The sequence below is a fragment of the Micromonospora auratinigra genome (genome assembly GCF_900089595.1).
GTDB classification, from domain to species: Bacteria; Actinomycetota; Actinomycetes; order Mycobacteriales; family Micromonosporaceae; genus Micromonospora; species Micromonospora auratinigra.
Genome location: NZ_LT594323.1, coordinates 3,029,537 through 3,044,182 on the forward strand (window position 1 = coordinate 3,029,537; position 14,646 = coordinate 3,044,182).

The window sequence follows — 14,646 nt, forward strand, 5'->3', positions numbered from 1 at the left end:
GGACCTTGCACAGGCTCACCGGACCGACCGCGATCCCGGTCTGGGGCGGGACGTTATCCCACCTGGGGGGCGTGAAGGTAGACCTGCGAACCGGGGTTGACCTAACCGTTACGTTGAGTGGCCGGATTCACAGATGTGGTGTAACACACGTGGCCCGGACAGCGGTAAATCGGACATCCGACACCAGCCGGAAACACGCTGGTGGGAGGGTCAGCCGGGCCGCCACGCGCCGCCCGCCAGCCACACCGAGGCCGTCGCGCCGTCGTCACTCAGCAGCACCACCGACTCCCCCACGGCCGCCACCGCCACCGACCGGTCCGCGCCCGCCGGCACCCCGGCCGGCAGCACCACCGGCGACCAGGCGGCGCCGTCGGCGGAGAACCAGCCGCCGCCCGTCGCGCCGCCCGCCACCACCGCGACGACGCCGTCCGCCCGGGCCGCCAGCCCCCACACCTGACCCGGCCGGTCCGTACCCGCGCCACCGAACGTGCCCACCGACCGCCACCGGTCGCCCTCGGCCGACCAGGCGCCGAGGCCGTCACCGCGCCGCCCCACCGCCACCGCCCGCTCCCCCGCCCGGACCACCCGCTGCAGGTCAGCCACCCCGCCGTCGGCCGGCAGCACCGCGCGCCGCCAGCTCCGCCCGTCCGCCGAGCTCCACACGGCCGGAGCAGATCCGGTACGCCCCGGCGGCAGCACCGAGCCCACCAGGAGCCACCCCGACCCGGTCGCCACGCCGTCGGACACCCAGGGCCGGCCCGCCGCGTCGGCGGCCAGCTGCGGCACCGCGCTGACCAGCGCGAAGTCCGACCCGTCCGGCGACACCCAGGCGGCCGCCCCGGTGGCCCGGTTACCCGAGATCAGCCAACCCCGGGGACCGCCCGCGATCCGCCCCACGTTCACCGCGTCCGGGCCACCGAACACCTCGAACTCCGCCGGCACCTCCACCAGCGAACCGTCCGCCACCTGCCGCCAGGTGCTGATCCGCGGATTGCCGTGCACCCCGCCGGTCTTGCCGCCCACCGCCGCCAGCCGGCCGTCCCGGCACCCCGCCGCGGTCAGCACGTTCTCCGGCCCGTACGTGCTGCGCGGCACCGCCCGCAGGGCGGTCCAGGTGCGGGCGTCCGGGCTGCTCCACGCCGCCGGCCGGGTGCCGCCGGCCCCGTCCACCAGCGCGCCCACCACGAACCAGCGGCCGGCACACGCCGTCACGTCCCGCAGCGCCACCCGACCGGCGACCCCGGGCGGCACGGGCAGGGTCACCGGCTGCCAGGCGGGCCGGATCGGGGCCGGCGGCGCAGGTCGGGCCGGGTCGGTCGGGCGGCAGGCGGCGAGCAGCAGCACGAGCAGGCCGAGCACCGCCACGCCACGCCGCATGCCGGCGATCGTATCGACCGACGCCGACCCGGGGAACCCCGCGCGGCCGGCCCCGACCGGCGGCCGGACACGCGTCGGCCCGGCCGCGCGACGTCATGCGCGACCGGGCCGGATCGCCCGCACTCAGGAGGCCGGCTGGGCCACCTCGCCGCCGGCGGTCTCCGCGAGGATCCGCTCGGCGACCTCCTTCATGGTCATCCGGTGGTCCATCGCGGTGCGCTGGATCCACTTGAACGCCTGCGGCTCGGTCATCCCGTACGTGGTCATCAGCGCGCCCTTGGCCCGCTCCACGGTCTTGCGGATCTCCAGCCGGTCGGTCAGGCCGGCGACCTCCGCCTCCAGCGCGGAGATCTCCGAGTAACGCGACAGCGCGATCTCCACCGCCGGCACCAGGTCGCTCTTCTGGAACGGCTTGACCAGGTACGCCATCGCGCCGGCCGCCCGCGCGCGCTCCACCAGGTCACGCTGGCTGAACGCGGTCAGGATGATCACCGGCGCGATCCGGGCGCCGGCGATCCGCTCGGCGGCGGCCAGCCCGTCCATGATCGGCATCTTGATGTCGAGGATGACGAGATCCGGCTTGAGCTCCTCGGCGAGCTTCACGGCGGTCTCGCCGTCACCGGCCTCGCCGACCACCGCGTAGCCCTCTTCGACCAGCATCTCGGCCAGGTCCAGCCGGATGAGCGCCTCGTCCTCCGCGATCAGTACGCGCTTGCGCTCAGCATCCGTCTCGGCCACGAGCCACTCCCACCAGTTCGAACCCGACACCCGCCCTGCCGGGTGTCGCCGCCCCTAGCCTAGTGGGTAACCTAATGAAGCCGAACTGCAGAAGCCCCTGTAGCCCAACCGGCAGAGGCAATGGTTTCAAAAGCCATCGAGTGTGGGTTCGAATCCCACCGGGGGCACCAAAGTGTCATACGGGTGTTCGAGGATTGCGGCGTGCATCCACCCGAGATTCGCGCCCGCGCACGAGGGCTGTACCTGGCAGGAGCAACGATCGCCGAAGCCGCTCGTGCGGTCGGCTTGTCCTACCCGACCGTCAGATACTGGTGCAAGGTCCGCCCCGAACCCAGACAACTGGCCACCGCGATGCGATGTTTCCGCTGCCGCTCCGGCGGCAGGCGGCCAGCCGACCCGGGGATGTACGCCTACCTGCTTGGCCTCTATCTCGGCGACGGCCACCTGGTCACAGCGGCGCGCGTACCGGTCCTGCGGATCTACTGCGCCGCTACTTGGCCGGATCTGATCGACGCTTGCGAACAGGCGATGAGGAAGGTCCTCGCCTCTTCGGTGCAGCGAGTGCGGAAGCAGGGCTGCGTCGGTGTGCAGAGCTACGGCAAGCACTGGCCCTGCCTCTTCCCCCAGCACGGGCCAGGCAGGAAGCACGAGCGCAGGATCGTGCTGGCCGACTGGCAGCGGGAGATCGTCGAGGCGCACCCGGGCGACTTCCTGCGGGGGCTTTACCACTCCGACGGCTCCCGCTTCGCCAACCAGGTCTCCGTGCGCGGCAAGCGCTACGTCTATCCCCGCTACATGTTCACCAACGAGTCCACGGACATCATGGGTCTCTGCCAGTGGGCGCTGGACCTGCTCGGCATCGCCTGGCGGATGAACCGACCCAACTCGCTCTCAGTGGCCCGCCGCGAGGCGGTCGCCGCCCTGGACCGGCACGTCGGGCCCAAGTCCTGACCGGACGATCGGCCACAGCCGCCCGGTGGCTGCGGTCGCCGTGCGCAGCCACCGGGGAGCCGCGGTCACGCCCCCGGCCGAGAGACGCGGTCACAGCCGGTAGACCAGTCGCACGCAACCGGTCCGGTGAACGGTCAGATCGCCGACAGCGCCTGCGCCAGGTCCGCCCGCAGGTCCTCGGGGTCCTCCAGGCCGACCGACACCCGCAGCAGCCCGCCGCCCGGCTTGGCGTCGCCCTCGACCGGCCGGTGCGTGAGCGAGGCGGGGTGCTGGATCAGGGTGTCGACGCCGCCGAGCGAGACGGCGTGGGTGATCAGCCGGCAGGCGTCGGCGACAGCGGCCGCTGCCGGCGCGCCGCCGCGTACCTCGAAGGCGAGCAGGCTGCCGGTGCCGCCGAGTTGGCGGCCGACGAGGCCGGCGGGGTCGTGCAGGGACGGGTGGTGGACGCGCGCGACGGCGGGGTGGCCGGCGAGCCAGGCGGCGAGCTTCTCGGCGCCGGCCTGCTGGGCGCGGACCCGCAGCGGCAGCGTCTGGAGGCCGCGGTGCAGCAGGTACGCGCCGAGGGGGTGCAGGACGGCGCCGGTGACGGCGCGGACCTGACGCAGCCGGGCGGCCCAGCCGGCGTCGCAGGCGACGGCGCCGGCGAGGACGTCGCCGTGGCCGCCGATGCTCTTGGTGGCGCTGTGCAGCACGAGGGCCGCGCCGTGTCGGGCGGGCTGCTGGAGGACGGGGGTGGCGACGGTGTTGTCGACGAGCAGCGGGGCGTCACCGGCGGCGGTGGCGAGGGCGGCGATGTCGACGAGGTCGAGGGTGGGGTTGGCGGGGGTCTCGACGATGACGAGGGCGGTGTCGGGGCGGACGGCCGCGGCGACCTGGTCGGGTCGGGCCCAGCTGACCTCGGTGCCGAGCAGGCCGGTGGCCAGGACGTGGTCGGTGCCGCCGTAGAGGGGGCGGACGGCGACCACGTGCCGCTTCCCGTCGCGGGTGGCGGCGAGGAGGGTGGCGGTGAGGGCGGCCATGCCGCTGGCGAAGGCGACGGCTTCGGCGGTGCCCTCGAGTTCGGCGAGGGCGGTCTCGAAGCGGGCGACGGTGGGGTTCCAGAGTCGCTGGTAGACGGCGCTGGCGCCGGTGGGCAGGGTGCCACCGGTGGCGAGGGTCTCGTAGGCGTCGCCGCCGGCGTCGACGGACGGCAGCGGGTTGGTGGTGGAGAGGTCGATGGGCGGTACGTGGACGCCGAGACCGGCGAGGTCGTCGCGCCCGGCGTGCACGGCTCTGGTGTCCACGGCGGTCATGGCCGGAAGCGTCGAACATGCGGGCGGTAAGGAGCAATAGATTCGAGGAAGATTCTGGGTCAGGGGTTTCCCACGTCGCAAAGTGCGGTGGATGATGCCGGGATGCCTCTCGCACCGAATGATGTACGGCCGCCGTTCGCGGCCCTGGACGACGTGGACCGGGCGATCCTGACCGAGTTGGCGGCGGACGGCCGGTTGCCGAACAACGCGCTCGCCGAGCGGGTGGGGGTGGCCCCGTCGACGTGCCTGACCCGGACCCGGGCGCTGCGCGAGTGCGGGGCGATCCGGGGCTTCCACGCGGAGGTGGACCCGGCGGCGGTGGGGTTGCCGTTGCAGGCGCTGGTGTCGGTGCGGTTGGCGGCGCACGAGCGGGCGGCGGTGGACGCGTTCCGGGCCCGCTCGGTGCGGCTGCCGGGGGTGGTGTCGGTGTTCCACGTGGCCGGCGCGGAGGACTACGTGCTGCACGTGCGGGCGGCGTCGGGGGACGCGTTGCGGGACTTCGTGCTGGATCACCTGGCGGTGGATCCGGCGGTGCAGCACACCCAGACGAGTTTGATCTTCGAGCAGGCGCGGGGTATGGGCTGAGCCACCTTCCGGAACAATTCGGGCGGGGCGCGCGTTGGCGAGACGTGTGATCGACGTACCCATGTCTGTTCTTGATCTTGCTCCGGTGGCGCGTGGCGCCACCGCCGGTGAGGCGCTGCGGCACACCACCGAGCTGGCCCGCCGCACCGAGGAGCTGGGCTACCGCCGGTTCTGGGTGGCGGAGCACCACAACATGCCGGCGATCGCCAGCTCGGCCCCGGCGGTGCTGCTGGCCCACCTGGCCGCGAACACCAGCACGATCCGGCTCGGCTCGGGCGGGGTGATGCTGCCCAACCACGCGCCGCTGGTCGTGGCCGAGCAGTTCGGCACCCTGGAGGCGCTGCATCCGGGCCGGATCGACCTCGGCATCGGCCGGGCGCCGGGCACCGACCAGGTGACCGCGCTGGCGCTGCGCCGGACGATGGAGGGGCTGTCGGCGGAGCACTTCCCCCGGGAGCTGGCCGACCTGATGAACTACTTCAGCGGCGCCGAGCCGGGGCCGATCACGGCCACCCCGGGCCGCGGGCAGTCGCCGGCGGTGTGGCTGCTCGGGTCGAGCGGGTTCAGCGCCCAGCTGGCCGGGCTGCTCGGGTTGCCGTTCTCGTTCGCGCACCACTTCAGCGCGCAGCACACCATCCCGGCGCTCCAGCTCTACCGGGACAGCTTCCGGCCGTCGCAGTGGCTCGATCGGCCGTACGCGATGGTCGCCGTCAACGCGATCTGCGCCGACACCGACGAGCGCGCGCAGTGGCTGGCCGGGCCGGCCGGGCTGTCGTTCCTGAAGCTGCGCTCGGGGCGGCCGGAACCGCTGGTCACGCCAAAGGAGGCGGCCGCCTACCCGTACTCCGAGCTGGAGCGGGAGTTCGTCGCCCAGCGTCGGGACGGGCAGGCGACCGGCTCGCCGGAGACGGTCGCCCGGCAGCTCGGCGCGTTGCTGGAGCGCACCGGCTCGGACGAGCTGATGCTGACCACGATGGTGTACGACGTGGCCGACCGGGTCCGCTCGTTCGAGCTGATCGCCGAGAAGGTGGCCGGTGGCCTGCGCCGGGACGCCTGAAACACGCTCTTCATAGCCACGTCACCCCACCGTCGCGCGGCACGCCTAGTTTTATCCCCGGTGGTGGTACGGCATTCCCGGTCGGGACGGGTCGGGAATGCCGCGGTGTGGAGCACCGGGCCGTCGGCACAGCCGACGGCCCGGTGCCTGTTTTCCCCACGTTTCCGGTCAGCGCAGGTAGATGTTCGGCGCGGGCGGCGTGGACATCCCGTCACCCACGAAGAAGCCGGTGTGCGGCGGCTGGTTGTAGGCGGTGTTCTGCCAGGCGATCGAGACCCGGTACTGCGGGTCGTGCATCAGCGTCGGCAGCCGCAGCCCGGTCGGGGTGGGCGTGCTGTAGATGCGCAGCGCGCTGCTGTCGCTGGTCCGCCAGACCACTTCCTCCCGCCAGTCGCCGAGGATGTCGCCGGAGAGCGCCGGGGTCGACTTCGTGCCGTTGTTGGACGCCACCCCGCTGCCGGTGAGCAGCCGGGTCTCGCCGCCGGTGCCGTACTTGTCGATCCGCGTGCCGTCGAGCAGCTCGCGGACCGGGTCGCCGTCCCACCAGGCGAGGAAATTCGTCGACGACGGCTTGCGGCCGACGTTCTGCCCCCGGGTGTTCTGCACGCCGTCGACGGCGGCCGACCACGACTCGGCACCCGGGCTGCCGGCCCAGATGTCGTCGGAGACGCCGCGGCCGTTGTCGCCGTTCGGCGCGGTCTGCCAGAGGACCTGTCCGGTGCGCGCGTCGGCCATCCAGGAGCTGGGCCTGCTGCCGTCCTCGTCGACCTTGAACACCTCCAGGCCGGCGCGGGACGGGTCGAGGTCACCGACGTGCAGCGCGTCGCCGTGGCCGTTGCCGGTGTTCCAGAGGATCCGGCCGGTGTCGTCGATGGCGACCGCGCCGTAGACGATCTCCTGCCGGCCGTCGCCGTCGACGTCGGCCACGGAGAGGTTGTGGTTGCCCTGGCCGGCCGCGCCGCCGTTGCCGCTGGTGTTCGAGTCGAAGGTCCAGCGCTTCGTCAGGGTGCCGTTGCGGAAGTCCCAGGCGGCGATGACCGCCCGGGTGTAGTAGCCCCGCGCCATGATCAGTGACGGGCGCTGCCCGTCGAGGTAGGCGGTGGCGGCGAGGAACCGGTCGACCCGGTTGCCGTACGAGTCCCCCCAGGAGGAGACGGTGCCGCGCGGCGGGTCGTAGCTGACGGTGGAGAGGGCGGCACCGGTGCGGCCGTCGAACATGGTGAGGAACTCCGGGCCGGAGAGCACGTAGCCGCTGGAGTTGCGGTGGTCGGCCGACGCGGAGCCGATCACCTGGCCGGTGCCGGAGCGGGTGCCGTCGGCGGTCTTCATCGCCACCTCGGCGTCGCCGTCGCCGTCGTAGTCGTACACCTGGAACTGGGTGTAGTGGGCGCCGGCGCGGATGTTGCGGCCGAGGTCGATCCGCCACAGCCGGCTGCCGGTCAGGGTGTAGGCGTCGACGTAGACGGTGCCGGTGTAGCCGCTCTGCGAGTTGTCCTTGCTGTTGGACGGGTCCCACTTGAGCACGATCTCGTAGCGGCCGTCGCCGTCGAGGTCACCGACGCCGGCGTCGTTGGCGGAGTAGGTGTAGGCCTCCCCGCTCGGGGTGGTGCCGCCGGGCGGGGCCTGGATCGGCACGTCCAGGTAGCCGTTGGTGAACTGGAGCGCCGGGGCGGAGGCCGGCTGCTCGGCGCCGCCCACCACGGCCCGGACGGTGTACGCGGTCCCGGCCGCCGCGCCGGCGTCGAGATAGTCGGTGGCGCCGGTGATCGGCGTGGCGTTGATCTTGGTGGCACCCCGGTAGAGGTTGAACGCCACCCCGGCGGTCTCGGTGCCGAGCAGCCGCCAGGAGACCAGGTTGCCGGTGCCGGAGCGGACGCTGACCAGCCCGCGGTCGAGCTTCTCCAGCTGCTTCGCGCCCGGTGGCGGGGTGGTCGGCGGCGCAGTGGTGGGCGGCGGGGTGGTCGGCGGCGGGGTCGTGGGCGCGGCGCTCGTCGGCGGTGGGGTGGTCGGCGTGGTGGCGCCGCCGGTGCAGGTGACGCCGTTGAGCGCGAAGCTCGCCGGGGCCGGGTTGCTGGCGTCGTTCCAGGAGGCGTTGAAGCCGAAGTTCGCGGTGCCGCCGGTGGGAATGGCGGCGTTGTAGCCGGCGTCGCGGGCGGTGACCTGGGCGCCGGACTGGGTGACGGTGGCGTTCCACGCCTGACCGACCTGCTGGCCGGCGGCGAAGGACCAGGCGAGCACCCAGCCGGTGACCGGATCGCCGAGGTTGGTGACGGTGACGTCGGCGCCGAAGCCGCCGCCCCACTGGTTGGTCACCCGGTAGTCGACCCGACAACCGGTGGCGGCGGCCGAGGCGGCCACCGTGGTGAGGGCGCCGGCGACCAGGGTGGTCACGGCGGCGACGGCGAGCAGCGCCGTACGGCGCGCGGGGGTGAGCTGCACGGAGGATGCCTTTCACGGAGGTCGGGCACGCGACCGCGCCGGCCTGCCCGGACCGGCGAAGGGGTACGGCGCGCCGACGACTGATCGATGCCCGTGATTCGGCTCCTGCGCCCGGACAGCGTAGGACACCGCTTTCCGGCCGCACAATGGCTGCCCCCTGCGCGACCGACGGCGGGCCGGCCCCTCCCCCGGCCCGCCCTCGCCCTCGCCCTCGCGGTCCACCTCACGATCGCGCTCGATCCAGGACGTTGTGGCCTCCGCGGCGGCCCCACACCACTCGATCCACGGCTGAGCACGATCTCGGGAGCGGGAGGGGGAGCGGGAGCGGGAGCGGGAGCCGAGGTGGGGCAACCTGCCGGCGAGCGCCCACAAGATCCGGGCAACGTCCGGGGAAGTGTGCCCTCCGGTGCCGGCCGGAGGCCCAGGGCCGGCAGTGGCGGTCCCGAACGGGTTCAGCCCTCGACGGCGGCCAGTCCGTGCGCCCGCTCCCCCGCGCCCCGCGCCGACGGCGCCGGAGCCGCGGCAGCCGGTGACGCGGACACCGCGACGGGCGACGACGGCCCGGCGGCCGGCGACGCGGGCACCGCGACGGGCGACGACGGCCCGGCGGCGAGGGCGGCCTCGGCGACGGCGCGGGCGTGGCGGGCCCGGCGCAGCGCCCGGCCGGCCAGCACCAGGGCGGTCAGCCAGCCGACGCCGAGCACCCCGTAGACCAGGGTGGGCGCCGGGCCGGTCAGCTCACCGGCGCGCAGCAGGATCCGGGCGTTGGTCAGCACGATCACCCCACCGATCACGGCGCCGAGCAGCTGGGCCGGGACGATGCGGACCAGCCAGGCGGCGACCGGGGCGGCGACCAGGCCGCCGGCGAGCAGCGCCAGCACGGTGGAGAGCAGGAAGCCCTCGGTGCCCAGGCCGATCAGGAAGCCGATGCTGGCGGCGCCGGCCACCACGAACTCGGCGGTGTCGACCGAGCCGATGACCCGGCGCGGCTCCAGCCGGCCGGAGACCAGCAGCGCCGGGGTGGCGACCGGCCCCCAGCCCCCGCCGCCGGTGGCGTCGATGAAGCCGGCGACCAGCCCGAGCGGGGCCAGGAACCGGGTCCGCAGGCCGCCGGCCGCCCGGTTGGCCCGCAGCGGTCGGGAGAAGCGGACCAGCAGGTACGCGCCGAGGCTGAACAGGATGGCGGCCATCCACGGCGCGGCGGCCTCGGTGGAGATGGCGCTGAGGAAGGTCGCACCGGCGAACGCGCCCACCGCGCCGGGTACGGCGATGCGGGCGACCACCCGCCAGTCGACGTTGCCGAAGCGCCAGTGCGACAGCCCGGCCGCGAGCGTGGTGCCGATCTCGGCCAGGTGCACCGAGGCGGAGGCGGCGGCCGGCGCGACCCCGGCGAAGAGCAGCAGGGTCGAGGAGGTGAGGCCGTACGCCATGCCCAGTGCGCCGTCGACCAACTGCGCGGCGAGCCCGACCAGGGCGAGGATCAGCAGCTTGCGCACGAGCGCCCCCTGACTTTTCGGCATCTCCTATCGACTTGGTCGACAATGCGGCACGGGACGCCCCCGGTCAATCGGCCATCCGCCTGATGGGACGGCCGGCGCTCGGGCGGTCAGCTCCAGGCGGCCGGATCGGCGGCCAGCTCGTTGACCCGGGCGGGCAGCGTGCCGCCGGCCACGTCGGCCAGGGTGACCAGTTCGAGGATCTCCCGTTCGCTGGCCCGCAGCGCGATCCAGACGTCCTGCAGCGCCCGGGCCGCGCCCTGGTAGCCGAGCTGCTCGGGGCGCTGGCCACGGATGTGCGCGAGCGGCCCGTCGATCACCCGGATCACCTCGGCCAGGGAGATCTCCGCCGCCGGCCGGGCCAGCCAGTAGCCGCCCTCCGGGCCCCGCTGGGCGTGCACGATGCCGCCCCGGCGCAGCTGGAGCAGGATGCTCTCCAGGAACTTCGGCGGGATGTCCTGACTGCGGGCGATCTGCTCGGCGGTCACCGGGCGGGTCCGCCCGGCCGACCCGCCCTCGGCCACCGAGGCCAACTCGGCGGACGCGCGGAGGGCGTAGTCGACCCGGGCGGAGAGACGCATGCCGGCAAGGTTAGTCGGCGGCTCCGCCGCCAGGTGCGTCGCCCCTCAGCCGATCGGCCGGTCAGGCGCCGACGCGGCGCAGCAGCCCCTCCTGCACGGCGCTGGCGATGTGCCGGCCGTCGGTGGTGAACATCCGGCCGGTCGCCAGCCCGCGCGCACCGGAGGCGGACGGGCTCCAGCAGTCGTAGAGGAACCACTCGTCGGCCCGGAACGTGCGGTGGAACCAGAGCGCGTGGTCGAGGCTCGCGCCCACCACGCCGCCGGGACCCCACACCTCGCCGTGCACCGAGAGCACCGAGTCGAGCAGGGTCAGGTCGGAGGCGTACGTCAGGGCGCAGGCGTGCAGCAGTGGGTCGTCCGGCAGCTTGCCGTCGAGGCGCATCCAGACCCGCTGGTGCGGCTCGGCGGGACGGTCACCGGGGCGTACCCAGCCGGGCTCGCCCACGTAGCGGACATCGATCGGCCGGGGGATCTGCCCCCAGATGCCGAGCCGCTCCGGATAGCGGGACAGCCGGTCGGTCATGGTCGGGACCTCGTCCGGACCGGGCACGTCCAGCGGGCTCGGCGCGTGGTGGTCGAGCCCCTCCTCCTGCCGCTGGAAGGACGCCGACATGAAGAAGATCGGCTTGTCGTGCTGGAGCGCCACCGAGCGACGCACCGAGAAGGAGCGGCCGTCGCGAACGTTCTCCACCTGGTACTCGATCGGCTCGGCCGGGTCGCCGGGCCGGACGAAGTAGCCGTGCAGGGAGTGCACGAAGCGCTCCGCGTCGACGGTGCGCCCGGCGGCGACCAGGGCCTGGCCGGCGACCTGGCCGCCGTACACCCGCTGCGGACCGACCGGCGGGCTCATCCCCCGGAAGGTCATCTCGCCGGTGTGGTCGAGGTCCAGCACCTCCAGGAGCTGGTCGACCGCGGCCTGGCCGGTCGCCGCCGGACGCTCGGTCACTGCATCGTCTCCGTTCGCGACTGCGGGGCTCGCAGAACCGGCTCGCTCCTCGCGCTCACTGAAGAGCCCGGGCCGACGCCGCGTCGACCAGCGAGCCGAGCTGGTGCACCCGCAGCGTGTTGGTGGAGCCGGGGGTGCCGGGCGGGCTGCCCGCCACGATCACCACGTAGTCGCCCGGGTTGGCCCGGTTGAGGCCGAGCAGCGCCTGGTCGACCTGGCGGAACATGTCGTCGGTGTGCTCGACGAACGGCATCAGGAAGGTCTCGACGCCCCAGCAGAGGGCGAGCTGGTTGCGCACCTCGGGCACCGGGGTGAAGGCCAGCAGCGGCAGGTCGCAGTGCAGCCGGGCGAGGCGCTTGACGGTGTCGCCCGTCTGCGAGAACGCGACCATGGCCTTCGCGCCGATGGCCCGGGCGATCGAGGAGGCGGCGACGGTGAGCGCGCCACCGTGCGTACGCGGGTCGTGCTGCAGCCGCGGCACGCCGATCGAGCCGGCCTCGGTGGTGGTGATGATCTTCGCCATGGTGCTCACGGTGAGCACCGGGTACTTGCCGACGCTGGTCTCGCCGGAGAGCATCACCGCGTCCGCGCCGTCGAGCACCGCGTTGGCCACGTCGGAGGCCTCGGCGCGGGTCGGCCGCGAGTTCTCGATCATGGAGTCGAGCATCTGGGTGGCCACGATGACCGGCTTGGCGTTCTCCCGGCACAGCTGCACGGCGCGCTTCTGCACCAGCGGCACCTGGTCCAGCGGCAGCTCGACGCCGAGGTCGCCGCGGGCCACCATGACGCCGTCGAAGGCGAGCACGATCGCCTCCAGGTGGTCGACCGCCTCCGGCTTCTCGACCTTGGCCAGCACCGGGCGGCGGACGCCCTCCTCGTCCATGATCCCGTGCACGAGCTTGATGTCGTCGGCCGAGCGGACGAAGGAGAGCGCGATCAGGTCGACGCCCAGGCCGAGGGCGAAGCGCAGGTCCTCGGCGTCCTTCTCCGACATCGCCGGGACGCTGACCGCGACGTTGGGCAGCGAGACGCCCTTGTTGTTGGAGACCGGGCCGCCCTCGGTGACCAGGCACCGGATGTCGTTGCCGGTGACGTCGCTGACCTCGACCGCCACCCGACCGTCGTCGATCAGCAGCCGGTCGCCCGGCTTCACCTCGTGCGGCAGCTTGCGGTAGGTGCAGGACACCCGGTCCTTGGTGCCGAGGATGTCGTCGCCGGTGATGACGACCGAGTCGCCGGTGCGCCACTCGTGCGGGCCGTCGGCGAACTTGCCGAGCCGGATCTTCGGACCCTGGAGGTCGGCGAGGATCGCGACCGGGTGCCCGGCGGCGTCGGCGGCCTCGCGGACCAGCCGGTACACCGCCTCGTGGTCGGCGTGACTGCCGTGGCTGAAGTTGAGCCTCGCCACGTTCATGCCCGCCTCCACGAGACCCCGGATGCGCTCGGGGGACGAGGTTGCGGGGCCGAGGGTACAGACGATCTTCGCGCGGCGTGTCACGCCCATCAGGCTAGTCTCTCCTCCGGGTCGACCTGCCGGCCGACCCCTTTCGGACTGCGGAACATTGTCCGACGACGCGCTACAGGCGCGCAGCGGGCGGTGGAAACCGCACCGGACCGTCGTGTGCGGCGGGCATCGGCGACCGCGCGGCGGAAATCGTACCGTCCGCCGTCAGCCCCCGACGGGCCGCTCCCGGCGATCGGCCGGCGCCGGCTCCGCGCCGTCCCGGTCGGGTGCGACGCGGGGTGACGGCGGCGTGACGTCGGGCAACGTCGGCACCGCGCTGAGCCGCCCGTGCGGGTCGTAGCGGCGCTTGGCGCGCACCAGCCGGTCCCAGTTCGGCCCGTACGCGAGGCGCACCCGGTCGGTCTCGGCGGGGTCCAGCAGGTTCGGGTACCCGCCGGGCAGCGCGTGCGGGGCGAGGGCGCGCGAGACGTGCTCCGCCCAGGCCCGGTGCGGGGTCGGGTCGTCCCCCGGTGCCCAGGCCGCGATGACCTCGGCGAGCAGGTGGTCGTCGCGCCGGCCGAAGGCGGTGTCGCCGACCGGCACCCGGGACGCCGCGCCGTGGAAGTGGTGCAGCGCGATGGCGGAGTACGGCGAGGTGACCGTCCGGGCCGCCGCGACCAGGGCGGCCACCACCGCCTCGCCGGGCCCCTCCAGCCAGCGGGTCCGCAGGAAGTAGTGGTTGCCGTCGGCCATCCCGCCGTCGAAGAGCCGCAGCGCGTCCTCGTAGGGCAGCGGGGCGACCTGGTCCACCAGCGGCGTGCCGAGGGCGCGCAACCGGTCCACCGCCGGCCGCCCGGCGTCCGGGTCGTCGCCGGTGTGGAACGGGGCGAGGAAGACCACCGGCTCCCCCGCCGGCCCGCCCAGGAAGCCGGCCATCACGGTCAGTTCGTCGGGCGCGTCGCGCAGCACGGCGCCGTAGCCGCGCAGCACCGGCACCGCCTGCTCCAGCGGGAACATCAGCATCCCGGCCAGCGCGGCCGACAGCCGGTGGGTGCGGTAGCGCAGCGCGGTGACCACACCGAAGTTGCCGCCGCCGCCGCGCAACGCCCAGTACAGCTCCGGCTCGTGCGCCGCGTCGGCGGTGACCTGTCGCCCGTCGGCCAGTACCACCTCCGCGCCGAGCAGGTTGTCCAGCGCCAGCCCGACCCGGCCGCAGAGCGGGCCGTACCCGCCGGCCAGGGTCAGCCCGGCCAGCCCGACCGCCCGCACCACGCCGGTGGCCACCACCTGGTCGTACGGGCGCAGGGCGGCGAGGACGTCGGCGGCGGTGACGCCGCCGCCCACGGTGACCGTCCGCGCGTCCGGGTCGACGTCGACCCGGCGCAGGGCGGTGAGGTCGACGACCAGGCCGCCGGCACGCAGCGCCCGCCCGGCCCAGTCGTGGCCGCCGGCGCGGACCGAGAACGGCACCCCGCACCGCGCCGCGACCCGGACCGCGAGCGCGACCTCGTCGGCGTCCGCGACGTGGGCCACCAAGGCCGGCGTCGCGGCGGGCGCGCCGTTCCAGAGCCGGACCGCGGCGGCGAAGCCGGCGTCGGACGGGGTGAGCAGTCGGTCGCCGAGGGCGGCGCGGAGCAGTTCGGTGGCGCGCGGCAGGTCGGGGACGGAGGTCATCGCGACTCCTCGGTCGGCCCCGGCCGGGACGCCCGGCGCGCCCGTTCACGACGGGGTCCTCGCTCG

The 14,646-nt window shown here is 74.1% G+C and carries 12 protein-coding genes, 1 tRNA gene and 1 pseudogene; 5 read left to right on the plus strand and 9 right to left on the minus strand.

Annotation, left to right across the window (positions count from 1 at the left end):
* Positions 1-210: 210 nt before the first annotated feature.
* Both GA0070611_RS13285 and GA0070611_RS13290 read right to left on the minus strand, forming a co-directional pair.
* Positions 211-1,377: a hypothetical protein gene (locus GA0070611_RS13285; protein ID WP_091663531.1), complete on the minus strand. Its 1,167-nt coding sequence runs from the start codon at positions 1,375-1,377 to the stop codon at positions 211-213.
* Positions 1,378-1,500: 123 nt separating this feature from the next.
* On the minus strand, positions 1,501-2,115 hold the full coding sequence (locus GA0070611_RS13290) for an ANTAR domain-containing response regulator (protein ID WP_091672866.1): 615 nt from the start codon (positions 2,113-2,115) through the stop codon (positions 1,501-1,503).
* Positions 2,116-2,208: 93 nt separating this feature from the next.
* Here GA0070611_RS13290 and GA0070611_RS13295 point away from each other — a divergent pair.
* The 3 genes and pseudogenes from GA0070611_RS13295 (at position 2,209) to GA0070611_RS31825 (ending at position 3,066) form a co-directional block, all read left to right on the plus strand.
* Positions 2,209-2,285: transfer RNA gene (locus GA0070611_RS13295), tRNA-Leu, on the plus strand.
* Positions 2,236-2,421 (plus strand): annotated as a pseudogene (locus tag GA0070611_RS31820) (hypothetical protein); the annotation flags it as partial. The gene GA0070611_RS13295 and the pseudogene GA0070611_RS31820, both read left to right, overlap by 50 nt.
* Positions 2,422-2,667: 246 nt before the next feature.
* The gene (locus GA0070611_RS31825) at positions 2,668-3,066 is read left to right on the plus strand and encodes a hypothetical protein (protein WP_231921506.1); all 399 of its coding nucleotides are present in this window, start codon (positions 2,668-2,670) and stop codon (positions 3,064-3,066) included.
* 134 nt (positions 3,067-3,200) lie between these two features.
* Here the strand turns inward: GA0070611_RS31825 and GA0070611_RS13305 are convergent, their stop codons facing one another.
* Positions 3,201-4,358, minus strand: coding sequence for a trans-sulfuration enzyme family protein (locus GA0070611_RS13305; protein WP_091663535.1), 1,158 nt, complete (start codon positions 4,356-4,358; stop codon positions 3,201-3,203).
* Between the two features lie 102 nt (positions 4,359-4,460).
* Between GA0070611_RS13305 and GA0070611_RS13310 the strand changes: the two genes are divergently transcribed.
* Positions 4,461-4,943, plus strand: coding sequence for an Lrp/AsnC family transcriptional regulator (locus tag GA0070611_RS13310; RefSeq protein WP_091663539.1), 483 nt, complete (start codon positions 4,461-4,463; stop codon positions 4,941-4,943).
* A gap of 61 nt (positions 4,944-5,004) precedes the next feature.
* Complete coding sequence (locus GA0070611_RS13315; protein WP_197675922.1) at positions 5,005-6,000, plus strand: LLM class flavin-dependent oxidoreductase; 996 nt, start codon at positions 5,005-5,007, stop codon at positions 5,998-6,000.
* 168 nt (positions 6,001-6,168) lie between these two features.
* On the opposite strand, the gene GA0070611_RS13320 is transcribed toward GA0070611_RS13315, so the two are convergent.
* From GA0070611_RS13320 to GA0070611_RS13345, 6 genes are all read right to left on the minus strand, one after another.
* The gene (locus tag GA0070611_RS13320; RefSeq protein ID WP_091663547.1) at positions 6,169-8,439 is read right to left on the minus strand and encodes a rhamnogalacturonan lyase family protein; all 2,271 of its coding nucleotides are present in this window, start codon (positions 8,437-8,439) and stop codon (positions 6,169-6,171) included.
* A 452-nt stretch (positions 8,440-8,891) separates the two neighbouring features.
* Positions 8,892-9,935, minus strand: a complete 1,044-nt coding sequence (locus tag GA0070611_RS13325; protein WP_091663552.1) for a sulfite exporter TauE/SafE family protein — start codon at positions 9,933-9,935, stop codon at positions 8,892-8,894.
* A gap of 110 nt (positions 9,936-10,045) precedes the next feature.
* Complete coding sequence (locus GA0070611_RS13330) at positions 10,046-10,516, minus strand: RrF2 family transcriptional regulator (RefSeq protein ID WP_091663556.1); 471 nt, start codon at positions 10,514-10,516, stop codon at positions 10,046-10,048.
* A 61-nt stretch (positions 10,517-10,577) separates the two neighbouring features.
* Positions 10,578-11,462: an acyl-CoA thioesterase gene (locus GA0070611_RS13335; RefSeq protein WP_091663560.1), complete on the minus strand. Its 885-nt coding sequence runs from the start codon at positions 11,460-11,462 to the stop codon at positions 10,578-10,580.
* Positions 11,463-11,517: 55 nt separating this feature from the next.
* Entirely contained in the window at positions 11,518-12,966 is a 1,449-nt protein-coding gene (gene pyk, locus GA0070611_RS13340; RefSeq protein ID WP_091663563.1) for a pyruvate kinase, read from the minus strand.
* A 165-nt stretch (positions 12,967-13,131) separates the two neighbouring features.
* A complete protein-coding gene (locus tag GA0070611_RS13345) occupies positions 13,132-14,580 on the minus strand; it encodes an FAD-binding oxidoreductase (RefSeq protein WP_091663567.1) in 1,449 nt (482 codons plus the stop codon).
* Positions 14,581-14,646: the final 66 nt, after the last annotated feature.

Coding starts and splice junctions, on each gene's coding strand:
- GA0070611_RS13285 (WP_091663531.1), bottom strand. CDS start 1,377: ATGCGGCGTGGCGTGGCGGTGCTCGGCCTGCTCGTGCTGCTGCTCGCC.
- GA0070611_RS13305 (WP_091663535.1), bottom strand. CDS start 4,358: ATGACCGCCGTGGACACCAGAGCCGTGCACGCCGGGCGCGACGACCTC.
- GA0070611_RS13310 (WP_091663539.1), top strand. CDS start 4,461: ATGCCTCTCGCACCGAATGATGTACGGCCGCCGTTCGCGGCCCTGGAC.
- GA0070611_RS13315 (WP_197675922.1), top strand. CDS start 5,005: ATGTCTGTTCTTGATCTTGCTCCGGTGGCGCGTGGCGCCACCGCCGGT.
- GA0070611_RS13330 (WP_091663556.1), bottom strand. CDS start 10,516: ATGCGTCTCTCCGCCCGGGTCGACTACGCCCTCCGCGCGTCCGCCGAG.
- pyk (WP_091663563.1), bottom strand. CDS start 12,966: ATGGGCGTGACACGCCGCGCGAAGATCGTCTGTACCCTCGGCCCCGCA.
- GA0070611_RS13345 (WP_091663567.1), bottom strand. CDS start 14,580: ATGACCTCCGTCCCCGACCTGCCGCGCGCCACCGAACTGCTCCGCGCC.